Genomic DNA, 25932 nt, shown 5'->3' with positions numbered 1-25932 from the left:
TCCCAATTTTTTACCGGTGCAAAATCCGCTCTTCACGCCAACCCCTCGCGCCTTAGACGCGCCTCATGGCTCGGCCACATAGACCGGATATCGATCTCGATCTCACTGTTGACGCCGTCGAGATAGGCCAAGCAGCGGTCACGCACCGACCGGCTGACCGCCCGGTGCCGGGCCATTGGGAAGGCGACCTCATCCTCGGGGTCGGCAGCTCGGCGATCGGGACGCTGGTCGAACGGTCGACGCGTTTCACGATGCTGCTCGCCTGCAAACACCGCAACCACATCGAACGGTGCTTCAGCAGCACGGTCGCTCACCGTGTCTGCCACGACACAATTCAGCATTAATCGATATTATATACCGTATATTTAGGTTGACATTACAAATCCGAAGTGGTCCTTTTTTTGTAACTAAAAAAGGGGGCACAGATGAATTTACGAGGGGCATTGCTAACAGGCGTCGCGACTGTCTTCATGAGTGGCTCGGCCTTGGCTCAGACCACTACACCAGTCGATCCTGCCAGCTTACCTGCTGGTGCCGGTGAACAGGGCGAACCTGGCGCAGGGGCCGTTGCGGGGGTGCCCGAGGCAGTCAAGCCTGAGGATAAGAAAGCCGCAGCTGATATTATTGTCACCGGCACGCGCATTGTCCGGCCGAACATGACCAGCAATGCACCCATCACGGTTATAGACGAAAGCTTCCTGCGCGAGCGCGGGCTGGCGCGCGTTGAGGATGCGCTATCCCAGATCCCTCAGATCACGCCGATGTTGGGGCTACAGGGTAATAGCTGGACGTCGGGCCGTGCCAACATCAACCTGCGCCGGCTTGGTGCGGGACGCTCGCTGATTCTGCTCAATGGCCAGCGCATGGACAATGACGTCGGCATCGTGCCGGGAGCGCTGATTGAGCGGATCGACGTGCTGACCGGTGGCGCGTCGGCGGTGTACGGATCTGATGCGATCGCCGGCGTCGTCAATTTCATCCTGAAGCGACGGTTCAATGGACTCGTGCTCGACGCAGAGGCAAGTGGCATCCAACACCACAATGACAATAAGACGATGCTGCGGATCGGTGAAGCAGCTGGCTATCCGCGCCCGCAGGAACATTTCTTTGGCGGTGGCAACTTCTATGCCTCGCTGGCAGCGGGTAAGGATCTATTTGACAAAAGGATTAACATCAGCGGCTTCGTTACTTACAAGGAAGCCAAGCCAGTTCGCTTCTCGGACATCGATACGACGCTGTGCCCGTTGCGGATGAACCCCATTAATCCAACGCGGTTCACCAACGATACGTATGCCTGCGATGCAACCGAGTTCAATCCGTATGGTTATTTCGGCGTAGGCGATAACGCCTACACCAATGCGCGGGACGGTTCGCGTAGTTGGCGGACGTACGACGAAACAGATATAACGCGTGTACCGCGCCAAGACTTCATCCAGCGTTCCGATCGCACAATCAACGCCGGGGGTTTTGTCGCCGCAGACCTGTTCGCTGACGTGACGTTCAACGGCAGCTTCCTTTATCAGCACTCCAAACAAAATTCTCAGATTGCCGTTACCGATGCCTTTTACACTGGCGACGTCCGTATCAACTGCGACAACCCCTTCATGAGCGCGCAGCAGGCAGGTATCCTTTGCGGCACGGCTGCCGGTACGACGGCGCTGGCTGCACCGTCGACATTCGTCCTGTGGAAGGACAACTTCACTCAAGACATGGCACCGCGAACCTGGAATTGGCGTGCCTCGGGAGCGGTCAGTGGCACCGTAATCGACTCGATCCGCTTCGAGGCAAGCTACCTGCGCACGCGCGACATCTTCCGCAACTCAACCACCAACACCTACACTTATGATTTCGACCAATTCGCCCGCAGCCTGCAGGTACGTAACGTCAACGGCGTTCCCACCTGTCTGTCGAAGATCAACGGCACTGATCCGAATTGTGTGCCCGTTGATGCATTTCGAACGGGCGGGCTGACCGATCAGGCCTTTTCCTACCTGACCGGTACCGGGCGCAGCTGGCAGCAGAACGATCTAACCGTATTGATGGGGGTTCTGTCCGGCACGCTGGGTGACTATGGCATCAAGAGTCCCTTTGCCACCAATGGTATCGGCTTTGCGGTGGTCGCCGAGCAGCGAAATGTCCGCTCGCAATCGCGCGGAGACGGCGTGTGGAGTGTGTGGACGCAGTTCGACGGTCGTGCGCGCGTGCGCGAACTGGCGGGTGAAATTGATATCCCGCTGATCGAGAACAAACCCTTCTTCCATGAGCTTTCGGTGAACGGCGGCTATCGCATCTCTGACTACACCACCTACGACAAGCTGGTGCATACCTGGAAGGTGGAGAGCACCTGGGCTCCAGTGGAGGGGTTGCGCTTCCGCGGCAGCTACAACCGGTCGTTGCGTGTGCCGGTACTGGAGCGGTTGGAAGGAGAGAACCGTTACCCCAACACCTTCGCAACCGATCTATGCGCCCCGCCGCGCCAGCCGACCACGGGGGGGCAGGTCGCTATTCAGCGCTATACCTTCGAACAGTGTTCGATCGGCATGACACGCGCACAATATGACGCGCTGACCAGCTACGCAGGTTGCAACACCAGCGGCCAATGTCCGGCGATCCTTATCAACGGCGGCAATCCCAACCTGCAGCCTGAGCGCGGCCGCAGCTATACTGCTGGTGTTGTTCTCCAGCCGCGCGGGGTACCGGGCTTCTCGGCGACGGTCGATTGGTACAACATCGCAATCAATGGCGCCTTCGAGTGGTCGCGTTGGGGGCAGGCGTTCGACCAATGCTACAACAACAAGATCGAATTCTGGTGCGGTATCTACAAGCGCGACCCTCAAACTGGACAGCTTCTTGAGATCGACGCGCGATACAACAACTCCGGCGAAACGAAGACGCAGGGATTCGATTTCAGCCTGAACTACAATCTTGATCCCCAGCGTTTGGGTATTGCCGAGAAGGCTGGCACATTCGCGCTCAATTTCAACGGTACATTGGCGACCAAACTGACGCGTCAGTTCGCGCCCAACACTCCCACATGGGAATGCAACGGCTATCACGGATTCGCCTGCGGGGAACCATCACCAAAATGGCGACACGTCGCTGGTATCAACTGGGCGCTACCATGGGTCAAGGGCGGCCTAGGTTTCACCTGGCGCTATACCGGCTCGACCAAGGTTTCCAAACTATCGTCGGATACGATCCTGCGCGCGACGCCGCGGCCGAACAATCCAGACACATATCCGTTGATCGCCAAACTGCCTGCCTTCAGCTACTTTGACTTTGCGGCAAACGTGGCAGTGAACTCGCACCTGGATCTGCGGTTTAATGTGCAGAACCTGTTCGACAAGGATCCGCCAATGATCGGATGGGACGAGTTCTACTCAATCGGTCAATTTCAAAACACCTACTCGGGCTATTACACTGTACGTGGTCGGACGCTGCGTGTCGGTCTTACCGCACGGTTCTGACACGGCTTCTTGATGCCCACGCCTAGGCGGATCGACATCAATCGGAGCCAGATCATGGCGGCGAGATGGACGAAGCCGGCGAAGGGGATGGTGCGACGGTCGTAGCGGGTGGCGAACCGGTGGGAGGTGAAGAAGGTTCGTCGCTTGCGCAAGGTATGAGTGAGCGCGTTCTGGGGTGGTGACAAGGGACAGTCTTGGCGGGAGGTTCTTTCCAGAAACTGCCAGGCTGCACGTCCGAGTGTGGAGGAGCGGAACACAGTTAAGCTTTAACAGGCGCAGTCCAACCGATACGCGTAAGCGTGCCAATCAAGGTGGATCGAGCGATGCCGAAATTTCGACACACGGCCGCCTTGCTGGCGCCGCCCGCCAGCGCGGCGGTGATCGCCTCCATCTTCTCGGCATCAATCGCTGGCGGCCTCCCGCCTTGACGCCCCCGACGCTTGGCAGCAGCAAGGCCGGCCATCACCCGCTCACGCGTCAGGGCGCGCTCGTACTGCGCCAGAGCACCGAACAGGGAGAATAGCAGCTCGCCATGCGGCGTGGCTGTATCCATCTGCTCGGTAAGCGAGCGGAAGGCGATGCCGCGTGCGTTGAAGTCGGCGATGATCGACAGGAGGTGTGGGAGTGACCGCCCGAGCCGATCCAGCTTCCAGACAACGAGGGTGTCACCCTCGGCCAGGTAGCCAAGACACGCTTTGAGGCCGGCCCGATCATCGCGCGCGCCGGATGCCTTGTCGGTGTAGATGTGCCTTGGATCGACACCTGCTGCCAGGAGCGCGTCGCGTTGCAGATCGACCGTCTGGCGGTCGTCGGCTGACGACACTCGCATGTATCCAACCAGCATGTACGAAAAACCCCAGAAAGAACGTTGTCACACACTATACCAAAGCGACAGGGTTTGTCGCATGCTTTGGGAGAGCAAGAAGCTGCGCAAACAGGTTTACCGACCAATGTGTCGGTAATCATGTGTTTTCCGACAGGTTGAAGCGTCCCATTTCTCCATCGATTCGGCACCATTTCGGGAAAAGGCAATCGGGCACAGGATTTGGGAAAGCCCGCTCCTGTGGCCGCGATCCGACTTCACAGGGGCACCGTCGTTCTCGATCGACCTTCGTTTTCGGGAATGCTGTCTTGGCAACAATCAGCGCGTCGATTGCCGTAAGCGCCATGGGCCGACCAGCATCACGGCCCCGCCGACCAGTAGTTGGAGCCGGCTCACCCGATTGCTCCAAGGCTGAAGAGCGCCAGACCCGCGGCCGATGTCGCCAGCAAGGTCGTGATGACTCCCGCGCGCGTCATGAAGATCGCATAGGCGGCACCCAGCGACAGGACGAAGGCCGCCGGATCGATGCTGGTCAACACCGGCGCATCAAAGCGGAACGGCCCCGCCGCCACCAACGTCGTCTTACGAAACAGGGTGTGCAGCGCGAACCACACCGCAAGGTTGAGGACGACGCCCACGACCGCCGCGGTAATCGCGGATAGTGCGCCGGCGACTGCGGCATTGCCTCGCAGCCGCTCGATGAAGGGCGCGCCAAGGAAGATCCACAGGAAGCACGGCACGAACGTCACCCAGGTCGCGAGCAGGCCGCCAAGCGTGCCGGCCACCAGCGGCGACAGCCCGCCGGGATCGCGATACGCGCCGAGGAAACCGACGAATTGCAGGACCATGATGAGCGGCCCGGGCGTCGTTTCCGCCATGCCGAGGCCGTCCAGCATCTCCTTCGGCCCCAGCCAGCCATAATTCTCGACGGCCTGCTGCGCGACATAGGCAAGGACGGCATAGGCACCCCGAACGTCACCATCGCCATCGTCGAGAAGAAGGTCGCGATGCGGCTGAACACGTCGTCGGGGCCGAGCGCGATCAGCAGCGCCGCCACGGGCAGCAACCAGAGGGCTAGCCAAACCAGTGCCGTGCGTACCGTCTCACGCCAAGTAGGTCGAGCATGGGCCGGCAGCTCTTCGCCGAGCAGCGTATCGGCATCGGCCACGACCGTGCCCTTGGACGCGCCATGCCCTCCGCCCCTGAAGGCCGTGCTGCCCTGCCGCGCAGACCACCATCCGATGAGGCCGGCACCCAGCACGATCAGAGGGAACGGCGCGCCAAAGAAGAAGATCAGCACGAAGGCGAGCGCGGCAAGCACTCTTGCCGGGGTCGACTTTAGCGCGCGTCCGCCAATCCGTACCACAGCCTGAAGGACGACGGCCAGCACCGCGCACTTGAGGCCGAAGAACAGTGCCGACACGATGCCGACGCGACCATAGAGGACATAGACCCAGCTCAGCGCCATGATCGCGATGGCGCCCGGAATGACGAACAGCACGCCGGCGACGATGCCGCCCTTCGTGCGGTGCATCAGCCAACCCACATAGGTGGCGAGCTGCTGTGCTTCCGGCCCCGGAAGCAACATGCAGTAATTGAGCGCATGGAGGAACCGCTGCTCGCCGATCCATCGTTTCTCGTCGACGAGGATGCGGTGCATGACCGCGATCTGTCCGGCCGGACCACCGAACGAGAGTATGGCGACACGCAGCCATACCCAGAAGGCCTGGCCGAGCGTGACGGGTTCCGGGCGCACCGGGGTTGCGGCTTTCGCCGTCACCGCGGTCATGCCGACACCTTGCCACGTGCCGGCTGATGCGAGGACCAGTTGTGCTTCTCGCCCTGAGCGTCACGGCACCAGCGGTAGAGTGCATCGTACACTGCCATACCGGCTTCGAGCTGGGCGTGATCGTCGCTGTGGATGCGTGACAGGCCGAGCGAAATGGCGAGCAGTCCGGCCGCCTCAGGTACCAGGTCAAGCCGATCGGTATCGGCACCGCGAACGATCGCAGCCAATCGGACGAGCGGTACGTGCGGGTCGAGACCGAAGGCTTCGACCATCACGTCAAAGGTGCATCGTTCGCCGCGATGGCTCCAGAACACACCCTCATCGGCGACGTCGAACGGCTCGGCCTGCTGCTGCGAAGCGACGGTCAGCACCTCGCCGGGTGCAACAAACAGAAATCGAGCCTCCGGATCAACGAAGCGCCGGATCAGCCACGGGCACGCGATGCGATCCACCTTTGGCCTCGCCCGTGTAACCCACCACGTTCGGCCGTCGTCGTGGCGTGGCGGCAAATGGCGCAGCGACACGATAGGCAGTCCGCTTGCCGCCCATGCTGCGAACCCACCTTCCAGCACTTCGGCTGCCATCCCTTCACTGCGCAGGATGGCCGCCGCAGCAACTGCCGATCCGCTGCCATCAGCGTCAACAAGGACGGCTGATGACCCGGCGGCATATCCCCATCGGGCCGGATCAGGATGAGCTGGGAACAATGATCCCGGAATGGCTGCGGTCGGGCCGTCGCGCAGATCGACGATACGAGGCGCGCTGGCAGAAGCGACAAGGCGGGCGAGTTTGTCCGGTGTGATAGCGTTTGGAGCAGGCATAGCGCGTCCCTTGCGTGTTCGTGCTGGACGCGATTCTCTAGCTGACGCCTCGTGGGGAGATCGCGATCCCCATGCGCTCAATCAGCCATGCTCACCGTGCGATGTCAATCACCAGCTCTCCTTCTCAATTCTCGCTACCGGCGAGTTTCGAGACGTCTTTTTCATTCCCGTTTCTCGATCGTTTGCGGGACAGCTGGCGCGTAGCAAGCGGCAGCTATCTGCTGCGGGGCTTCTGATAGCTGCCGGGCAAGAAAGTTCCAATTGAGGTCATCAGCAACCAGATGACGGAAAACCCGGTTGCCGCCATGAATGTGCGACAAACAGGTGGTTTCGGACAACTAAGGAGTGCCATTTAGCGCTGCCAGACCGCGCCAATTAGCTCTGACGCTTACAGGCGCCCTCTCGGATCTCTAAAACTTAAATCTTTTACTTACCATTTTTGAATTATGATCATTTTTATAAATCCCGACCATTCGCCTGCTGAACCATGATTTTGGCCTGACGGGCAACCAACTGATCATGTTCGTTCCCTCGCAAGGTTGCGCTTCATTCGCCGTCACCACGAGTTGCCAGTGCGTCCAACCGCGACAAGGCGATGGTGCATTTCGTGGATTTAGCGTTCTTGTCGATGGCCTTGCGGCATCCATTCAGGGTCTCGCGATTGTCCTGTACGATGATTGCCCCTTCCACCATCGTGTCCCAATTGGCCGGCGACGCTACCGCACCGAGCCGCCTGGCCCCGTTCCACATGTTATCCGCACCGAGCGTTCGTGTCGCCATCCGCTCAGGCCAGTGCCAGCTCGCCGGTGCGACGTTGCGCGCTACGAACCCGGGCAGCACCGACCATAGGAGCGCACCGGCTGCGATCCCGCCAAGGCCGGCCTGGATCATCGCCCGCTTTTGCGCAGCCACGCCGCGCGCTTCCCTGATGTGACCGTAGAGGTCGCGCGAGGCGTCATCGAGCGTGCGCCGCGCCTCCGTGATCAACACCCGGTCCTCGGTTCGGGTGTTTTTGCCGGCGTCCACGATTCTGGCGACGACTGCGGGCGGCGTCAGCGAACCGTCAGCCGCTTTCGCCAGCTTGTCGATCCGGTGTGCGGCCGCGGTGATGTTGTTCGCGATCAGCCCCAGCGTCTCGCTATAATCGGGCAGCTCAGGCACCTCGGCGCGCGCGGCCGCCAGCCCCTCGATCGCCCGGCGCAACAGCGCGATCTCCTCGCCCTGCCGCTCGACGCGGTTGCGCAACCCATCGAACGCCAGCGCTGCCGGATCGTGATCGTCACTCATACGGATGCTTCCCCTTTCCCGCGCGCGAAAGCACGAACGTCACAGGCTGAAGCCCCGGTCGCGCTCACGCCCGCCACCCCCGGCGGAGCGCTCCAGTTCCTGCCCGATCGACCGCCCACGCTCCATCGTCAGCTCCAGCTCGGGCAGGCGCCTGGCCAGCGCTGCCTCCAACTGCGGGTCGCGGGCAACCCCGCTGGCCGCCTTCGCCATACCCGCGCGTATCCGCTCGGCACCTGTGCTGTCGCCGGCACGCTCCAGCCCGAGCCGCGCCTGCTGCATCGCCTGCCAGCCTTCGACGAACCGGGTGGCTCGTGCCTCCGGATCGAGCCGTACCTGCTGTTCCTTGACCATTGCACGCACCGTGCCCGCGGTATTGCCGCTTGCGGCCTGCTCGATCAGTTGCGGATCGCGCGCCAGCGCCGACGCCAGGTCGCGCGACGCGTGTAGGCGCACTCCGTCCAGCCGCTCGCCGGCCTTGCGCAACGCTGTCTCCTGGTGCGGCAACACCGGCAGCCCCTTGGCGCGCATCCGCTCGATATCGGCTACCGCACGGGCATAGCGCTCGATCCCCTGCACCTCTGCGGACTTGCCGGCGATCGCCGGCATCGACGCCTCGGGCGTCCGCACCTTCTCCGTTACCGGCGTTGGCCGGAAGCCGGCGAACATGCCCCGCGCCTTGGGTGGTGAGGTTTGCACCGCCGGCTCGTGCACCGGCTCGGGCAACCGGATCTCGCGCCGGTCCGCAAACGCCCGCACCGGATCGGGACGCTCCGCAAGGTAATCGCCCGCCATGTCCTTGGACCGCTCGCGCGACAGCGTGCGCACCAGCCTGCCCTCGTCGGCAAAGTCGTCGCGCCCGTAATGCACCTGTACCCCGCCGCGGTGCCGCGACAGCCCGACATAGGCCGAATGGCGGTCCATCCCCGGCGTCGCCAGCACGTGCGTGGCATCCACCGTCACCCCCTGCGACTTGTGGAAGGTAGCGGCATAGCCGTGATCGACATGGGCATAGTCCTTGAGGTCGAACGCCACCTGCCGGCCATCATCAAGACGGACGCTCATCCGCTCGGGCGACACCTGCTCCAGCGTGCCGAGCGTGCCGTTCTTTACCCCCATCCCGCGATCGTTGCGGAAGAACATCATCCGGTCGCCGGTCGCAAACTGGCGCTCGCCGCGCTCGGCCATCACCGTCACATCGGCGCCGAGCCCGCCCCCGACCCGGACATGTGCGCGGGCAAGCTGATTAAGGTCGTGCACCTCGGCATTGGTATGGGTGAGGATCATCCGCGTCGCATGCGGAGCCGCCTGTCGCTCACTATCCCAGCCCGTCATCAACGCCGCCCGTGCATCCTCCCGCGTTTCGGCCACATGGACCATGCCGTGGTCGCCGTAAGCGGCCAGCGCCTCCGCCGTCCGCCCGGTCGCCAGCGCACGTGTGGCATCCCGCTGCCAGTCCTCACGCTGCCGGCGTATCTCGGTGATCTCCACTGCACCGTGTTGCTCCGACAGCGCCCGGAACGCCGCCCCCGCCTCGATCGCCTGCAACTGCTCAGGGTCACCAACCAGCACCACCTTGGCGCCAGCCTCGCGGGCATGGGATAGCACCCGCTCCATCTGCCGCGTGCCGATCATCCCAGCCTCGTCGACCACCAGCACGTCGCGCGAGGTCAGGTGCTCGCGCCCCTTGGCCCATTGGTATTCGAGGCTTGCGATCGTCCGCGATCCAATCCCCGACCCACCCTCCAGGTTTTCCGCCGCGATCCCCGACAGCGCCGCACCGCGCACGGTGTAGCCGGCCCCCTCCCATGCCTCGCGTGCAACGCCGAGCATCGCCGACTTGCCGCTGCCGGCGTAGCCGACCACCGCCGACAGGTCGGCGCTGCTCGTGACGTGATCAAAGGCATCGCGCTGTTCGCTCGATAGCACCATCCCACGGCTCACCGCGGCATCGATCGCCGCCTGGCGATGACGCACGCCTACACCATGCCCGTCACGTGCTGCCAGTGCACCTGCGCCCTGCTCCAGCCGCTCCTCCACCGCGATCATCTCGCGACTGGTGAACCGTGCCTGCCCGCGTCCGTCTTCGCCCAATGCCACAAGCTCGGGGCTGGCGCGCACCGCCCCCATCACCGCATTGAACTGCTCCTTGCCATCCGAATGCCGGAACGCGAACGCCGCCAGATCACGCGTCGTAAATGTCGCCTGCCCACGCGTGATCGCATCCAAAGCGACACTTGGATCAGCGATGATCTTCTCACCGTTTTCGCGTGCGATCCGGATGTGATCGTCGGCACGTTCGGCATCCTTGCCGCGCTCCTCACGGCGCATCCCCGCCGGGCCGATCTTGTGCTGCGGCTCCAGCGCGATCCCTTGCGCCTCATAGCTGCGGTGATCGATCCGCGCTTCCAGCCCCAGCTCCGCCATGCGCTCGTTGACATGCGCGGCCCATGCCTCACGCCAATGCTGCAATAGCGCGGTAGCGTTCCAGTCGCGCACCTTCTTGCCGAACTCGTCGCCGTCTACCTCGCGCATCGTCATCATGACATGCGCGTGCGGCTTCGGACTCCCGTCCTTGGCCCTGTCCCAATGCACGTTGAGATCGGCAACCATCCCGCGCTTGACGAACTGCTCCCGCACGAAGTCGCGAGCGAGTGAAACGCCCTGTTCCTTCGTCATCTCACGCGGGATCGAGAACTCAACCTCCCGGGCAAGCTGCGCGTCCTTTCGCTTCTCCCCTCTCTCGACCTCGTTCCACAAAACTGTGCGATCCGACAGTCGCTCCGGCGCGCCTTCCGGTAACATGACCTCGGAGAGGATGACGCCGGCTTTGTTGGAGAAGTCGTGTACGCGCCCAAGGCGATCATCCTGCAACGCGGATGCAGAGCGATAGGCCGCAGCCGCAACGGCGCTGGAGCCGTTACCTCTGCTGACCACCTTGGCGGTAAAATGATAGATCGCCATCGCGACTACTATCATGCACTTCTCAGCGCACGTCGGCAACGACGTATAAGCGCGCACTCACGATCTGCTATGCATCTCCTGATTGACCAGACTGACCACGGTGATCCGGGTTGCTCTTCCAGCTTCGTTTGTTAGGCTGGTGTCTCGGTCAATCGATGGAGGCACCATGCGCAAGGTGCGGGATTACGACGCTGAACTGAAGGCGCTTGGTGACAAAGCCAAGGCGCTGCGAACCCGCAAGGTTCAGCAGCTGGGCGAACTGGTTGTCGCAACCGGTGCGGATGCCTTCGATGCCGAGACACTGGCCGGTGTTCTGCTTGCCGCCATCGGGTCGAGTGATGCCGACCGAAAGGAGGCGTGGCGTACCCAGGGCGCAGCCTTCTTTCAGGGACGTGGGCGCAAAGGTGCAAAACGCATTGGCGGTGACGCTGCGAGCGCTGGCGCGGACAGCACTGGCGATCCGGCGGGCTGAGGCTGGTCGGAAGCGTAGCGATACGCGGGAGTGGATGGTGCAGCGACGCGAACGTACCCGTCATCTGATCGAGCTTGGCGGCCTGGTTCAAAAAGCTGGACTGGTCGATCTCGCCGACGATGATCGCGCGACCATCTATGGCGCGCTGCTGGAGCTGGTCGGCAAGGCGCGGAATGACAGTGCTGGCGATACGCTTGCGCTCTGGAAGCGCCGTGGCAAGCGGGCATTCGAGAGCGAAACTACGAAGGTGGAGACGGTCGAATGAGCGGAGCTGACGAACGTGCGATTTCGAACGGCAGTGAACTTTGGGTGGCCCTGAGAGAGGGCTTGAATCGCGGCGATCTCCAACCCGGTCGCGATCTGCTCGCTGCCGGTCATCCGACCACCTACGCTCACCCCAATCGCGACGATTGCGTCATTCGTGAATATCCGGACGGACGTCGCGAGTTGGTCCGCTACGACGCCGGTGGCGAACACATCGTCGGCTCACCCGACGAGCGTAGCTGGCAGCTGGCAATGTCAGGCCACGGACTGGAACATGTCACCGCCGAATTGCGCCACGACATGGCCCACCTGCTCGACCTCCTGCCATCCGTCTCTCACCTGACCATCGACACCGACGACGGCGCCATCCATGTCGCACGCGACTGGCCGAGTGACCGGATTGGCAATGCCGACCGTTTGGCGGCACGCATCGCACAGGGGCAGGGCATATCTGCAATCGTCGTCCATGACCGTGATGGCGAAACAAGACGCATCAACGCGGCGTCGCTTCCTCCACCAGCCGCAGCACGGTCGGGGCCGTAATGTCTTCGTCCGGGCGATCACGATGCGGCGGGCGGCTGGGCCAGGCAAGCGCCATGCCGCTGCCATTTGAATCCTCCAGCGTGTTGAGCACCATGCCTTCAGGCACCGCGATCATGTTGCGCAGGCGATCCGCCAGACGGTTTGCGGGGCGTTCCTCGATCCGCTTGAGGCTGGCGGCATCGAGGAGAAAATCGATCGGCTTGCCGTCCCGTATGACGGACACGCGGATGCGATCGCTGCCGACCGGCGCCGGCCCCTCAACGAACAGACGGCTGTCGAGCCAGCCTCCACCGCGGAAATCCCAGCGGAAGTTCTCTCAATCGCTGACTTGTTGCGTTCGCCAGCGATCGCCCTCGCGTCGTGCGACGAAGATCTGCGTGTTCCCGGCCTTGTCGAACTTGTGATAGGTGATCATCACCCGCCCGCCGGGGTCGAAGCCGATCACGGTGTTGTTGTTGATCATCCCGCGCTCGACCGGAACGGGATCGACGATCTCGGCGCTGGACAGGCGGATTGGTAGTGTCAGCGGGGTGCCGTCGGCCCGCGTCCAATGCACCAGATCGCGGCTCTTGGCATAGGACAGGTCGTGGTTCGTCTCGGCCATCGGGCTTTCGCGCCAGACCCAGGCGAGATGGAACCAGCCATCCGGGCCCAGTCGTGGTCCGACAAAATAGGCGTTGCGCCGCCCTTCCCCATCGGTTAGCGGTGTCGACAGCAGATGGCGCCACGTCCGGGTGGCGGGGTCATAGACGTTGTAGATCTCGTTGCCGTTGCCGCTGCGCCCATCGCGATATTTCATGACGAGCCGACCATCGGCATCGTGCAGGAATATCGGATAGGTCATGCGCTGTTCGGCCGCGGGGTCCACCATCACCGGTACGCGCGCCAGGGTACGGACATCGCCCGCCTGCGTGGTACGGTAATAGACCAGCGGATCGCCGTGCAGATTGCCGACGACATGGATCTGTCCGGTCGCATCCAGCGCCATCGCGAGGTAATTGTGGCTGTCCCATCCGGTCCAGCTGTCGACCTTGTGATAGACCCAGGCCGGGGCGCCGCGCGGTCGCGAGGCGACGGTCAGTTGCCGGTTGGCATCATAATAGGCGACGATGATCCGGCTATCGGTGACGACCATCGCATAGCCGACCCGGTGGCTGGACCAGACCCGGTCGATTGCAGACAATGCCGGGGTAGCGGCTGCGATCGGCGCCTGCATCGCACCTGTCGGCGCCCCGCTCGAAAGGACCACCCCAGCGAGAAGCGCCAGGACGGAGGTGGAAAGCAGCGAAGGGGGCAAGTGCTTGGTCCTCGTCAAAAGGTGACGCGTTTACCGATCTCATAAAGTTCGCCGGTTATATCCGTATACCACTGCAGATTGATCTTGGATTTATATACTCATGCATGGAAATTATTCAGGTCTAGCGGCATAAGACTGTGAAAACAGCGGCATATTACCGGTCCTTTCTGGCATGAACACTAAACCTTCCGACCGTCAACGCTTTGACGGATCTATAGGAATTAATCAGGTTCGGTTTGGAATGCGCATATGTCACACCGGAAGGCTGCCGCGTCGCACCTGTCCGTACCCTCCCCTCGCGCCCGAAATAGGTCGATTGTAAAGCATTACACAGCGCATTGGGCATATTCAGAAATTGATCCTTATCAGGTAAACGATTGTAAAAGCTTGCGAGCAGGAGGGTGTGTCGTGTTGCGATCCGAGTTGGTGCAGATGATCAAGGAACGGCACGCCGATTTTACGACGCGCGAGGCGGAGCTCATCGTCACCGCGTTTTTCGATGCCATCGTCAGGCAATTGCAGGCCGATGGCCGAGTCGAATTGCGCGGGTTCGGGATGTTCACCACACGGGCTCGTGAAGCCCGGCAGGCGCGCAATCCGAGAACCGGCGAAGGTGTGAAGGTGCCCGCAAAGCGCGTCACCTATTTCCGGCCCGGCAAGGAACTGCGCGAGCGGCTGAACGCGGATGCTCCTGCCGATGTCGAGTATGACGACGTCCTGGCTGCCTGATCGGTCGGCATTTTCGGCATCGGCGTCATTACCGTGTAGACAATGCTGGATTTCTTCGCGACACGTGACACCGCTGTCAGCGCGAGGAAGGGACAAGGTGACGCGATCCGATCTGATTGCCCGGTTGACCCTGGACGATCGCGGATTGACGCCAGACCAGATCGATCAATTCGTCGACCGCTTCTTCGGCCTCCTGCAGGATCGTTTGCACGGCGACACCGTCATCACCGTCTTCGGGCCCGTCCAGCACCTGCAGCTTCAGTCCACCCGCACCCATTCGGCCAGCAGGACCGGGGTCGATGTCGAGGCGTCGCTGATACCGGCGACACCACCGCCCGGCAGCCTGTTGTCATAATCCGCGCGGGGGCTCGCGAACGCCGGTGATCCCGTTCCCAATGCTTCCATGCAGCTAAATGCCTGAAAACTTTGTTCATCGTTAACGCCTCGACCTTAGCGAGGGGGCCGGGCATAGGGGCCACTCACCAAGGGAGATTACAATGATCGCAAAGTTCCTCGCCGCAGCAGCGGCCACTGTTCTGGTTGCCGCTCCGGTTGCCGCTGCTCCTGCGAACCCGGCTGCCAGCCTGTCGGTCGCCAAGTCCGCCCGCGCCTCGGCACCCGCCGCCAAGTCGAACAAGCTCGCCGGCGCCGGCATCGCTGCTGCGGCCATTGCCGCCGGCATCGCGGCGATCGGCGTGATCGCGATCGTGAAGAGCGACGACGACTCCGACAGCAACTGATCGGACCGGCATTCCTGCCGCAAGGAAGGGGGCCTTCACGGCCCCCTTTTTCGTGGTCATGTCTCAGGGGCAGCACCGAGCCATCCGATACCTCTTCTGAGTTATTATCTAGATCAGTTTCGATCGATATAGTACCATAATGGTTGTAAAAACGCGCTGGCGGCAGGCGGCATCCCTGATCGCCGATGATGCCGACCGGGATGCCATCGACCACCGATTGGCGACCGAGGTTGCGCGCTGCCTGTTCGCCGATGATGCCGTGTGTATCGAGCATTGGCGATCCATCGGGCAAATGGTGGAAACCATCCTCGCACCTGACTGTCTCTGCTGATCCGGGCGCGGCCCTGCCGACAGGTAACGCCTAGGAAAATTTGCAAAACATATGCGCGCTATATGCGTTTGCCCCCGATCGATCTCGAATTGCTACGCGCACCAGGCCTAATCGCGCACCCCTGAAGGCGATCGTCACGGGACGGTCGTCGCTCCGAAGGGGTGTGACAATGAAGTTCCGACAGGCGGCCGCGATGGTCGCGTTCCTCGGCATGCCGCTCGCCGTACAGGCGCAGTCGACACCGGATGACAAGGTCCGGACGACCGACGCTCCCGCGCTCACCATCAGCGGCGCCGCCACGATCGCCTCCGACTACCGATTTCGCGGCGTGTCGCAGTCCGATCGGGAAATGGCGGTGCAGGCGGGCATCACCGCGGCGCACGACAGCGGCGTATATGCCGGGGTCTGGGCATCGAACCTTGCCGGTTGGGGCACCTTTGGCGGTGCCAACATGGAGCTGGACCTGATCGGCGGGTACAAGGCTTTGCTCGGGCCGAACGCCGCGCTCGATATCGGCCTCACCTGGTACATGTATCCGGGCGGTGCCGACAAAACCGATTTCGCCGAACCCTATATCAAGCTGACCGGCACCCGCGGCCCGGCCACGCTGACCGCCGGTGCCGCCTATGCGCCCCGGCAGCAGGCGATCGGCAAATGGTACAACACCGGCGCGGATGCGGCGAACGGCACCTATACCGATCCCGGCGACCGGGACGACAATCTCTATCTATGGGGCGACGCGGCACTGGCCGTGTCCGCTACGCCAGTCACGCTGAAGGCGCATATCGGCCATAGCCGGGGCCAGGACGGGCTGGGGCCGAACGCCACCGCCATCGCCCCGACCGGTGCCTATTGGGACTGGTCGCTCGGTGCCGACACCAGCTACCGGAACCTGACCCTGGGCGTCAGCTATGTCGACACCGACATCTCGACCGGGCGCGCAGCCTATCTCCGCCCGAGCTTCAGCAAGGGCCAGGACGGCACCGGCACCATTGCCGGGGGCACCGTCCTGGTCTCGCTGACCGCCGCCTTCTGACCCTTGGAGGACATGCCCGTGCAGGACCTGCTGTGGATCGCGATCATGGTCGGATTGGTGGCGCTGACGCTCGCCTATGTCCGCCTTTGCGACAATGCGTGAGGGGAACGGCGATGACCCTCGACCTCTGGCTGGCGGCGCTGACCGCGCTCGGCCTTCTCGTCTACCTGGTGGCGGTGCTGATCCGCCCCGAACGCTTCTGAAGGAGGCGAACCGATGACCGCTCAGGGCTGGTTCCTGATCCTCGGCTTTACCGCCATCCTCCTCGCGCTCGCCAAGCCCTTGGGCCTGTGGCTGTTCGCGCTGTACGAGGGGCGGCGCACGCCGCTTCACCGCCTGCTTGGGCCCGCCGAGCGCGGTTTCTACGCGCTTGCCGGCGTCGATCCCGCCCGGGAACAGGGCTGGCGCCGCTATGCGGTGCACATGCTGGTGTTCAACGCAGGGCTGATGCTCTTCACCTATGCGGTGCTGCGCCTGCAGGCGGTGCTGCCGGGCAATCCGCAAGGGCTGGACGCGGTCGGCGAGCATCTTTCGTTCAACACCGCGATCAGCTTCACCGCCAACACCAACTGGCAAAGCTATGGTGGTGAGGGCACCATGTCGAACCTTTCCCAGATGCTGGGGCTGACGATCCACAATTTCCTGTCGGCGGCCACCGGCATCGCGCTCGCCTTTGCGCTGTTCCGCGGGTTCGCGCGGACAGAGACGAAGACGATCGGCAATTTCTGGGTCGACATCACCCGGATCACCCTGTATCTGCTGCTGCCGCTCTGCACGCTGCTGGCCATCTTCTACATCGCCAGCGGCGTGCCCCAGGCCTTGGCCGGCGTCGTCGACATCCGGACGCTGGAGGGCGCGCGCCAATCCATCCTGCTCGGCCCCGTCGCCAGCCAGGAAGCGATCAAGATGCTCGGCACCAATGGTGGCGGCTTCTTCAACGCCAACAGCGCGCATCCCTTCGAAAACCCCACCGCGCTGACCAACTTCGTCCAGATGCTGTCGATCTTCGCGATCGGCACGGGGCTGACCTGGTGCTTCGGCAGGGCGGTCGGCAACACCCGTCAGGGCTGGGCGATCCTGTCGGCGATGATGATCCTGTTCCTTGCCGGCACCACGGTCACCTATTGGGCGGAAGCGGCGGGCAATCCCGTCCTGCACCAGCTCGGCGTCGCCGGTGGCAATATGGAGGGCAAGGAAGCCCGCTTCGGCATCGCCGCCTCCGCGCTGTTCGCGGTGGTCACCACCGCGGCATCCTGCGGCGCGGTCAATGCGATGCACGACAGCTTCACCGCGCTCGGCGGCCTCATCCCCCTGTTCAACATGCAATTGGGCGAGGTCGTGATCGGCGGGGTCGGTGCCGGCATCTACGGCTTCCTGCTCTTTGCCATCCTGGCGGTGTTCGTCGCCGGGCTGATGGTCGGCCGCACGCCCGAATATGTCGGGAAGAAGATCGAGGCGCGCGAGGTGAAACTGGCGGTGCTGGCGATCGCGGTGCTGCCGCTCGTCATCCTCGGCCTCACCGCGCTGTCCTCGGTACTCGCGCAGGGCCTGGCCGGGCCGCTCAACAAGGGGCCGCACGGCTTTTCGGAAATCCTCTACGCCTTTACATCCGCGGTCGCCAACAACGGCTCCGCCTTTGCCGGCCTGACCGCCAACACGCCCTATTATAACGGGCTGCTTGGCGTCGCCATGTGGCTCGGCCGCTTCTTCGTCATCATGCCCATGCTGGCCATCGCCGGTAGCCTGGCGGCAAAGCGCTACACGCCGGAAAGCGCGGGCTCGTTCCCGACCACCGGCGGCCTGTGGATCGGCCTCCTCGTCGGGATCATCCTGATCCTGGGCGGTCTCACCTTCCTGCCGAGCCTCGCGCTCGGTCCCATCGCCGATCATCTTGGCATGATCCGCGGCCAATTGTTCTGACGGGGGCCATCATGGCGAAACCAAGTCACAAGAGCCTGTTCACGGCCGACCTCGTCGTGCCCGCGGTCAGGGCATCGTTCGTGAAGCTGAACCCGGGCGAACTCGTCCGCAACCCGGTGATGTTCGTCACCGCAAGCGTGGCGGCGCTGATGACGGTCCTGCTCGTGATCGGGCAGGACGATCTTTCCACCGGCTTCAAGCTGCAACTCGCCGTCTGGCTGTGGCTGACGGTGCTGTTCGGCACCTTTGCCGAGGCGCTGGCCGAGGGGCGCGGCAAGGCGCAGGCGGCATCGCTGCGTGCCGCCAAGGCCGAACTCACCGCCAAGCGCCTGAAGGGCGATGGCCGGGCGTGGGACGACATGCCCGCCAGCCAGCTCAAGGTCGGCGACATCGTGCTGGTCGAGACGGGCGACCTGATCCCGTCGGACGGCGAGGTGGTGTCGGGCGTCGCCTCGGTGAACGAGGCCGCGATCACCGGCGAAAGCGCCCCCGTGATCCGCGAGGCGGGCGGCGACCGCTCGGCCGTCACCGCGGGCACGCGCGTCATTTCCGACGAAATCCGCGTGCGCGTGACGGTGGAGCCCGGCAAGGGCTTTCTCGACCGCATGATCGCACTGGTCGAGGGCGCCGAGCGGCAGAAGACGCCGAACGAGATCGCGCTGACGCTGCTGCTGGTCGGGCTGACGATCATCTTCCTGATCGCGGTTGCCACCATTCCGGGCTTCGCCGCTTACGCAGGCGGCAGCATTCCGGTCGCGATCCTGGCCGCCCTGCTCATCACGCTGATCCCCACGACCATCGCGGCGCTGCTGTCGGCGATCGGCATTGCGGGCATGGACCGGCTGGTCCGCTTCAACGTCCTCGCCAAATCGGGCCGCGCGGTGGAAGCGGCCGGCGATATCGACGTGCTGCTGCTCGACAAGACCGGCACCATCACCATCGGCGATCGCCAGGCCTCCGCCTTCCGCGCGGTCGGCGGGACCAGCGAGGCGGCACTGGCGGAGGCGGCACTGATCGCCAGCCTGGCCGACGAGACACCGGAGGGGCGCTCGATCGTCACCCTCGCGCGCGACACGTTCGGCGTCACCACGGCCCGGCTGCCTGCGGATGCCGAGGTCATCCCCTTCACCGCACAGACCCGGATTTCCGGCGTGCGGGTGAACGGCTCGCTGATCCAGAAGGGCGCGGTGGACTCGATCCTGCGCGCCAGTGCGGGCGCCGGCGCGACCGCGGCCGCGACCGAGTTGCGTCGCATCACCGACGAGATCGCGCGCGCCGGCGGAACACCGCTCGCCGTGGCGCAGGACGGGCGGCTGCTCGGCGCCATCTTCCTCAAGGATGTGGTGAAGGCCGGCATTCGCGAGCGTTTCGGCGAACTCAGGACCATGGGCATCCGCACGGTGATGATCACCGGCGACAATCCCCTCACCGCCGCGGCGATCGCGGCCGAGGCAGGCGTCGACGATTTCCTCGCCCAGGCGACGCCGGAGGACAAGCTGGACCTGATCCGCCGCGAACAGGTGGGTGGCAGGCTGGTCGCGATGTGCGGCGACGGGACGAACGATGCTCCCGCGCTGGCCCAGGCCGATGTCGGCGTGGCGATGAACACCGGCACGCAGGCCGCGCGCGAGGCGGGCAACATGGTCGACCTCGACAGCGATCCGACCAAGCTGATCGAGGTGGTGGGCCTGGGCAAGCAGCTGCTGATGACCAGGGGTGCGCTGACCACCTTCTCCGTCGCCAACGACGTGGCGAAATATTTCGCGATCATCCCGGCGATGTTCGTCGCGCTCTATCCCGGCCTCGGCGTGCTCAACGTCATGGGGCTCGGCTCCCCCCAATCGGCGATCCTGTCGGCGATCATCTTCAATGCGATCATCATACCGCTGCTGGTGCCGCTGGCGCTGAAGGGCGTGGCCTATCAGCCGATGGCGGCCGGGCCGCTGCTCGCCCGCAACCTCGCCATCTACGGTCTGGGTGGCCTCGTCGCACCCTTTATCGGCATCAAGCTCATCGACCTCGTGGTCGGTGGCCTCAGCCTCGCCTAAGGAGTTGAATATATGGGCAAGGATTTCTCCTCCGCATTACGGCCTGCGATCGTCATGATCATCCTGTTCGCCGCCCTTCTGGGGCTTGGCTATCCGCTGGCGATGACCGGCATCGGGCAGGCGCTCTTTCCGGTTCAGGCGAATGGCAGCCTGGTGCGGGGTGCAGGCGGCCAGGTGATCGGCTCGACCGTGATCGGCCAGCCATTCACCGCCGATCGCTATTTCCAGACGCGACCGTCCGCGGCCGGCAAGGGCTATGACGGGCTCGCCTCGTCGGGCTCCAATCTCGGTCCGGCCGCCCGGGCGCTGGTCGACCGGGTGGGAGCCGATGTGGGCAAGCGCCGCGGCGAAGGCGTGCACGGCCCGGTTCCCGCCGATCTCGTCACCGCCAGCGGCTCGGGGCTCGACCCGGACCTGTCGCCCGCCGCGGCATTGGCGCAGGCGCCGCGTATCGCCCGTGTGCGCGGCATCTCCACCGATCGCGTCCGCGCGCTGGTGACCGGGCGGACGCAGGGCTCGGTGCTGGGTGCTCCCCACGTCAACGTGCTGGCGCTCAATCAGGCGCTCGATGCCGGTCTCCGGTAACGGCCGCCCCGACCCGGACGCCCTCCTGCGTGTCGCCGCGCAGGAGGGGCGCGGCCGGCTGAAGATCTTTCTCGGCGCCGCACCGGGTGTCGGCAAGACCTATGAGATGCTGTCCGAGGGTGCGGCCCGCCGGCGCGACGGCGTCGACGTGGTCGTCGGCATCGTCGAGACCCATGGCCGCGTCGAAACCGACGCGCTGACCCGCAACCACGAGATCATCGCGCGCCGTGCCGTCCCCTATGAGGGCCGCACGCTGCGTGAAATGGATCTCGACGCGATCCTCGCCCGTGCCCCGCGACTGGTGCTCGTCGACGAGCTCGCCCACACCAACGCCCCCGGCAGCCGCCATCCCAAGCGATATCAGGATGTCGAGGAGCTGCTGGTGGCCGGGATCGACGTTTATTCGACGATCAACATCCAGCATGTCGAAAGCCTCAACGACGTCGTCGCCAGCTTCACCCGCGTGCGGGTGCGCGAAACGGTGCCCGACATTATCCTGGAAGCGGCCGAGATCGAGGTGGTCGACATTCCGCCCGACGAACTGATCGAGCGGCTGAAGGCGGGCAAGGTCTATCTGCCGCAGGAGGCGACACGCGCGCTCGGCCACTTCTTCTCCAGGTCCAACCTCTCGGCGCTGCGCGAACTGGCGCTGCGCCGTGCCGCGCAGGCGGTCGATGCCCGCATGCTCGACGATGTGCGCGCCCTGGGCCTGGGCGGAACCTGGGCGGGCAGCGACCGCATCGTCGTCGCGATCAACGAACTGTCCGGCGCCGACGGGCTTGTGCGTGCCGCCAAACGCGTCGCCGACAGCCTGCGCGCGCCCTGGACGGCCCTGTTCGTCGAAACCCCGCGCGCGGCCCATTTCACCGACGAACAGCATGCCCGCGTCGCCGCGGCGATGACGCTGGCGACCCAGCTTGGCGGGGCGGTGGCGACCGTTCCCGCCGCAAACGTCGTGGAAGGCATCCAGACCATTCTTCGTGACGCGCGCGCCACCCAGCTCGTTCTCGGCAAGTCGCGCCGGTCGCGCTGGTTCGAGCTTCGCCACGGCTCGGTCGTCGATCAGGTGATCCGCAACACGCCGGACGTGACGGTCCATGTCCTGCCCGTGCCTCCCGGCAGCGATGCCGGCGGGCGCGGCCGGCGCCGCCCTGTCCGGTGGGGCACACCATTCGGCTATACGGCGACGACGGCGATGGTCGCAGCCGTTACGGGCGCCGCCAGCGCGCTCTTCCACGTCCTCGACCTCGGCAACGTCGCGCTGCTCTACCTGTTGCCGGTGATGGCGGCCGCCAGCTTCTTCGGGCTGCGCACCGGCCTTTATGCCGGGATCGCCTCCAGCCTCGCCTACAACTTCGTGTTCCTGCCCCCGGTGGGTACGCTCAGCATCAGCAATCCCGAAAATCTGATCTCGGTCATCGTCCTGCTCGGCATCGCCTTTGCCACCAGCCACCTGATGTCCCGCGTCCGCGCCCAGGCCGATCTCGCCGCGGCCAGCGCCAGGACCAACGCCACGCTTGCCGGGTTCCTGCGCCAGATCGCCGGCGTCAACGATGCCGAAACCGCAGCGCAGATGATCTGCGACGATGTCCGGCGCCTGCTGGGCGTGCAGGTCATCCTGCTCGGACCGGTGCCTGGCGCGACGTTGGAAATCCTCGCCGCCAGCGACCCCGCCTACCGGCTGGGGACGATGGACGATGCCGCGGCGGGCTGGGCGTTCGAAACCGGCAGTGCGGCGGGCAAGGGATCGGCGACGCTCGCCGCCTCGGAATGGCTGTTCCAGCCGCTAAAGGCCGGCGACCGCATTCTCGGCGTGCTGGGTGTCGCCAGCGAAACGGGCGTCGATCCGGTACGGCCCGACCAGCTGCCGCTGCTCAGCAGCCTGATCGACCAGTCCGCGCTCGTCCTCGAACGGCTGCGGCTCCAGGCGGAGATGCGCGATGTCGATGCCGTCCGCACCCGCGACCGCCTGCGCGCGGCCCTGCTCTCCTCGGTCAGCCACGACCTGCGCACCCCCCTCACCGCCGTCATCGCCGCGGCCGCGCAACTCCACCACGGCACCACCCCCGACCTGATCGCCACCATCGAAAGCGAAGCCGCCCGCCTCCACCGCTTCGTCACCAACCTCCTCGACATGGCCCGCGTCGAAGCAGGCGCCATCCGCCTGAACGTCGAGGCGACCGATCTGAGTGATGCCGTGACCGGCGCCGCACATGATGCGCGGCGTGCGCTGGAGGGTCACGGAGTGCGGTTGGATGTACCGCCCGATCTGCCGCTCGTCCGGGTCGACCCGCAGCTCCTGCATCATTGCCTGCTCAACCTGCTCGACAATGCCGGCCGCTACGGCGATCCGGGCACCGAGATCGTCATCGAGGGCCGCAACCGGTTCGGCGAAGTCCGCCTCGCGGTCCTCGATCTCGGCCCCGGACTGCCAGCGGGCCGGGAGTCGCAGGTGTTCGAGACATTCACCCGCCTCGAAGGCTCCGACCGCGCCATTGGCGGCACGGGACTGGGCCTTGCCATAGTCAAGGCGTTCGCCGAGGCGATGAACATGACCGTCGAGGCGACGAACCGCGCGGACGGCATCGGCGCATCCTTCGCCCTGATCTTCCCGCCCGCCCTGATCGTTCGCGACACCCCGACCGAAGGCTTGTCCTGAAATGCCCGCAAAAATCCTCGTGGTGGACGACGAAGCCGCCATTCGCCGCCTGCTCCGCAACACGCTGGTCCGTGCCGACTACCTCGTCGTCGAGGCGGAGGATGCGAAGAGCGCGCTGCATCAGGCCGCGGCCCAGCAGCCGAGCGCCATCCTGCTCGATCTCGGCCTGCCCGATCGCGACGGTCTTTCCCTCATCCCGCTGCTGCGCGCGAGAGCCGATGCCGTGATCCTGGTGGTGTCCGCCCGCGACGCCGTCGACGAAAAGGTCGCCGCGCTCGACCTCGGCGCCGATGATTTCGTCGGCAAGCCGTTCGATACCGAGGAGCTGCTCGCCCGGCTGCGCGTCGCGCTCAGGCATCATGGCCGATCGGTGACGGCGCCGCAGGTCGTGCAGCGCGGCGATCTCAGCATCGACCTTGATCGCCGCATCGTCTGCCGCGGCTCCACCGAGGTTCATCTCACCCGCAAGGAACATGACGTGCTGGCACTGCTCACCCGTCATATCGGCCGGATCGTGACCCATGAACGCATCCTGTCCGCCTGCTGGGGCGGCGAGGAAGACCCGCGCATCGAATATCTGCGCATCGTCATCCGCAACCTGCGCCAGAAACTGGAGGCGCCGGCGCCGGTCGGCAGCGTGATCGCCAACGAACTGGGGGTCGGATACCGCCTGCGCACCGACGCCTGACGCGGCCGGCCCCCGCCCCCATCACCAGCTTCAGGTCAAACGGTAGAGCGCGGCGCCATGCGAGGGCACGGTGCGCGTGACATGGCCGCTTGCGGTGCCCGCGTCCTGACCCGTCCACAGGTCCCGCAACCGGACCGTGCCGGTCTTGCCCAGTTCGCGCAGGGCGATGCCCACCTCCTTGGGTTTGTCGGTGGTATTGAACAGCGCGAGATAGCGGTCCTGGCTCCCCTCCGGCCGGGCCGACCAGATGCGCGTGCCGTCCTCGACGAAATGCGGCTGGTTGTCGGTCGAGGCCTGGTTGACCGCCAGCACCGCGCGATTGGTGAGCAGCGCCAGCGTCGGCGCATCCAGGTGGCGCAGGTCGCCCCCCATGATCAGCGGCGAGCGTGCGATCGACCACAGGGTCATCAGCGTGCGCTGCTCGTCGGGCGTGAACCTGGTGTCGCGCTTGCCCAGTGCCAGCAGGCCGAGCGGCAACATGTCGGCATCGGGCCAGGCACCGGGGCGGCGGTGCGGGTTCCAGTTCTCCAGCCGGGTGAACTGCGCCTCCAGCATTCCCCAATCGTCCCAGAAATCGTCCGAGATCCGCCACATCTGTGCATATCGGCGAACATGGTCGCCGCGGATCACCGGCGTCTCGCCTGGTGACAGGCTCAGCATGATCGGGCGGCCGGTGTTTTGGATCGCCTTGTGCGCGCCCTCGATCTCGGGCGCGTGCGCGTCATAGGGGCGGCTCATGTCGTCCATCTTGACGAAGTCGACGCCCCAGTCGGCATAAAGCTTGAACACGCTGTCGTAATAGGCCTGCGCGCCCGGCTTCGTCATGTCGACGCCGTACATGTCCGGGTTCCACGAACAGATGCTGTTCGTATCGGCGATATCCTGCGCGCGGTACGGCGTGCCGAGCACCGGCAGGTTCTTCTTCACCGCCAGGCGCGGGATGCCGCGCATCAGGTGGATGCCGAACTTCATCCCCATCTTGTGGACATCGGCGGCCAGGGGCGCGAACCCCTTGCCGCCCGCGCTGGAGGGAAAGCGATTGGGCGCGGGGATCAGCCGGCCATAGCCGTCCATCGCCGGCACCGGCTCGGCATTATATTCGTAGCTCGACGCGGCGGGCTCATACCATTGGATGTCGACGGTGAAGATGTCGTAGCCGAAGGGCAGCAGCTTTGCGCGCATGATCGCGGCGGTTTCGCGCGCCTGCGCCTCGGTGATCGTGGTCGCAAAGCTGTTCCAGCTGTTCCAGCCCATCGGGGGCCGCGGCGCCAGCAAGGTGCCGGCCGGTGCCGATGCCGCTGCCTGTGCCACCGCCTGCCCGGCAACGCCGACCGCGGCCACGCCACCCGCCAGGCCGGACGCCAACAGCGCCCTGCGGTTCATCTCGACATCCCTCATGATAACCCCCCCCCGTCCGACACATCCGCTGCCACGTGTCCGGCAGGCGGTTTTTTCTACTCGTACAATTGCAG

General features: G+C 64.5%; 22 protein-coding genes and 3 pseudogenes. 16 read left to right on the top strand and 9 right to left on the bottom strand.

The window, feature by feature from the left end:
- Positions 1-32 precede the first annotated feature (32 nt).
- Positions 33-155 (bottom strand): annotated as a pseudogene (locus tag NPJ82_RS17720) (chromosome partitioning protein); the annotation flags it as partial.
- Here NPJ82_RS17720 and NPJ82_RS17715 point away from each other — a divergent pair.
- A pseudogene (locus tag NPJ82_RS17715) lies at positions 138-260 on the top strand (IS30 family transposase); the annotation flags it as partial. The pseudogenes NPJ82_RS17720 and NPJ82_RS17715 overlap by 18 nt on opposite strands.
- 165 nt (positions 261-425) lie before the next feature.
- Positions 426-3467 (top strand): TonB-dependent receptor, encoded by a 3042-nt coding sequence (locus NPJ82_RS17710; protein ID WP_342659282.1) that lies wholly within the window; start codon positions 426-428, stop codon positions 3465-3467.
- Positions 3468-3726: 259 nt separating this feature from the next.
- Here NPJ82_RS17710 and NPJ82_RS17705 read toward each other — a convergent pair whose 3' ends face one another.
- From NPJ82_RS17705 to traA, 5 genes and pseudogenes are all read right to left on the bottom strand, one after another.
- Complete coding sequence (locus tag NPJ82_RS17705; RefSeq protein ID WP_342659281.1) at positions 3727-4311, bottom strand: recombinase family protein; 585 nt, start codon at positions 4309-4311, stop codon at positions 3727-3729.
- Positions 4312-4682: 371 nt separating this feature from the next.
- A pseudogene (gene chrA, locus NPJ82_RS17700) lies at positions 4683-6079 on the bottom strand (chromate efflux transporter).
- Positions 6076-6900: a sulfurtransferase/chromate resistance protein gene (locus tag NPJ82_RS17695; protein ID WP_342659280.1), complete on the bottom strand. Its 825-nt coding sequence runs from the start codon at positions 6898-6900 to the stop codon at positions 6076-6078. The pseudogene chrA and the gene NPJ82_RS17695 overlap by 4 nt, the downstream one beginning before the upstream one ends.
- A gap of 546 nt (positions 6901-7446) precedes the next feature.
- Positions 7447-8187 carry a DUF6118 family protein gene (locus NPJ82_RS17690; RefSeq protein ID WP_342659279.1) on the bottom strand — a complete coding sequence of 247 codons (741 nt, stop codon included), beginning with the start codon at positions 8185-8187 and terminating at the stop codon, positions 7447-7449.
- 39 nt (positions 8188-8226) lie between these two features.
- Positions 8227-11148: a Ti-type conjugative transfer relaxase TraA gene (gene traA, locus NPJ82_RS17685; RefSeq protein ID WP_342659278.1), complete on the bottom strand. Its 2922-nt coding sequence runs from the start codon at positions 11146-11148 to the stop codon at positions 8227-8229.
- 166 nt (positions 11149-11314) lie between these two features.
- Here traA and NPJ82_RS17680 point away from each other — a divergent pair, with 166 nt between their 5' ends.
- Genes NPJ82_RS17680 through NPJ82_RS17670 form a run of 3 tightly spaced genes read left to right on the top strand, consistent with a single transcriptional unit; the run spans position 11315 to position 12427 of the window.
- Positions 11315-11620, top strand: coding sequence for a conjugal transfer protein TraD (locus NPJ82_RS17680; protein WP_342659277.1), 306 nt, complete (start codon positions 11315-11317; stop codon positions 11618-11620).
- 37 nt (positions 11621-11657) lie between these two features.
- Positions 11658-11885, top strand: coding sequence for a conjugal transfer protein TraD (locus NPJ82_RS17675; RefSeq protein ID WP_342659350.1), 228 nt, complete (start codon positions 11658-11660; stop codon positions 11883-11885).
- On the top strand, positions 11882-12427 hold the full coding sequence (locus tag NPJ82_RS17670) for a hypothetical protein (RefSeq protein WP_342659276.1): 546 nt from the start codon (positions 11882-11884) through the stop codon (positions 12425-12427). Before NPJ82_RS17675 ends, NPJ82_RS17670 begins: the two co-directional genes overlap by 4 nt.
- On the opposite strand, the gene NPJ82_RS17665 is transcribed toward NPJ82_RS17670, so the two are convergent.
- Together NPJ82_RS17665 and NPJ82_RS17660 are read right to left on the bottom strand one after the other, a co-directional pair.
- Complete coding sequence (locus NPJ82_RS17665; RefSeq protein ID WP_342659275.1) at positions 12378-12650, bottom strand: hypothetical protein; 273 nt, start codon at positions 12648-12650, stop codon at positions 12378-12380. The two genes, NPJ82_RS17670 and NPJ82_RS17665, sit on opposite strands and share 50 nt — an antisense overlap.
- Before the next feature lie 93 nt (positions 12651-12743).
- Positions 12744-13643, bottom strand: a complete 900-nt coding sequence (locus NPJ82_RS17660; RefSeq protein WP_342659274.1) for a BNR repeat-containing protein — start codon at positions 13641-13643, stop codon at positions 12744-12746.
- Positions 13644-14132: 489 nt separating this feature from the next.
- Here NPJ82_RS17660 and NPJ82_RS17655 point away from each other — a divergent pair, with 489 nt between their 5' ends.
- From NPJ82_RS17655 to NPJ82_RS17605, 11 genes are all read left to right on the top strand, one after another.
- A complete protein-coding gene (locus NPJ82_RS17655; RefSeq protein ID WP_149683324.1) occupies positions 14133-14453 on the top strand; it encodes an HU family DNA-binding protein in 321 nt (106 codons plus the stop codon).
- Positions 14454-14550: 97 nt separating this feature from the next.
- The gene (locus tag NPJ82_RS17650; RefSeq protein ID WP_149683323.1) at positions 14551-14808 is read left to right on the top strand and encodes a hypothetical protein; all 258 of its coding nucleotides are present in this window, start codon (positions 14551-14553) and stop codon (positions 14806-14808) included.
- A 142-nt stretch (positions 14809-14950) separates the two neighbouring features.
- A complete protein-coding gene (locus NPJ82_RS17645; protein ID WP_174236668.1) occupies positions 14951-15193 on the top strand; it encodes a hypothetical protein in 243 nt (80 codons plus the stop codon).
- Between the two features lie 139 nt (positions 15194-15332).
- Positions 15333-15524, top strand: a complete 192-nt coding sequence (locus NPJ82_RS17640) for a hypothetical protein (RefSeq protein ID WP_342659273.1) — start codon at positions 15333-15335, stop codon at positions 15522-15524.
- A 169-nt stretch (positions 15525-15693) separates the two neighbouring features.
- Positions 15694-16560, top strand: a complete 867-nt coding sequence (locus NPJ82_RS17635; RefSeq protein WP_342659272.1) for a TorF family putative porin — start codon at positions 15694-15696, stop codon at positions 16558-16560.
- Between the two features lie 113 nt (positions 16561-16673).
- Positions 16674-16763: a K(+)-transporting ATPase subunit F gene (gene kdpF, locus NPJ82_RS17630; protein ID WP_037531783.1), complete on the top strand. Its 90-nt coding sequence runs from the start codon at positions 16674-16676 to the stop codon at positions 16761-16763.
- Positions 16764-16776: 13 nt separating this feature from the next.
- Positions 16777-18480: a potassium-transporting ATPase subunit KdpA gene (gene kdpA, locus NPJ82_RS17625; RefSeq protein WP_342659271.1), complete on the top strand. Its 1704-nt coding sequence runs from the start codon at positions 16777-16779 to the stop codon at positions 18478-18480.
- 11 nt (positions 18481-18491) lie between these two features.
- Positions 18492-20528 (top strand): potassium-transporting ATPase subunit KdpB, encoded by a 2037-nt coding sequence (gene kdpB / locus NPJ82_RS17620; protein WP_342659270.1) that lies wholly within the window; start codon positions 18492-18494, stop codon positions 20526-20528.
- A gap of 12 nt (positions 20529-20540) precedes the next feature.
- Entirely contained in the window at positions 20541-21113 is a 573-nt protein-coding gene (kdpC, locus tag NPJ82_RS17615) for a potassium-transporting ATPase subunit KdpC (RefSeq protein ID WP_342659269.1), read from the top strand.
- A complete protein-coding gene (locus NPJ82_RS17610; RefSeq protein ID WP_342659268.1) occupies positions 21097-23772 on the top strand; it encodes a sensor histidine kinase KdpD in 2676 nt (891 codons plus the stop codon). The genes kdpC and NPJ82_RS17610 overlap by 17 nt, the downstream gene beginning before the upstream one ends.
- A gap of 1 nt (position 23773) precedes the next feature.
- A complete protein-coding gene (locus NPJ82_RS17605) occupies positions 23774-24460 on the top strand; it encodes a response regulator transcription factor (RefSeq protein WP_342659267.1) in 687 nt (228 codons plus the stop codon).
- Between the two features lie 30 nt (positions 24461-24490).
- On the opposite strand, the gene NPJ82_RS17600 is transcribed toward NPJ82_RS17605, so the two are convergent.
- The gene (locus tag NPJ82_RS17600) at positions 24491-25843 is read right to left on the bottom strand and encodes a glycoside hydrolase family 27 protein (RefSeq protein ID WP_342659266.1); all 1353 of its coding nucleotides are present in this window, start codon (positions 25841-25843) and stop codon (positions 24491-24493) included.
- Positions 25844-25932 lie beyond the last annotated feature (89 nt).

It is taken from the genome of Sphingomonas sp. NY01, assembly GCF_038809135.1.
Lineage (GTDB): Bacteria > Pseudomonadota > Alphaproteobacteria > Sphingomonadales > Sphingomonadaceae > Sphingomonas > Sphingomonas carotinifaciens.
The sequence above is the reverse complement of the archived record's forward strand: the minus strand, read 5'-3'. Positions and strand labels throughout refer to the sequence as shown.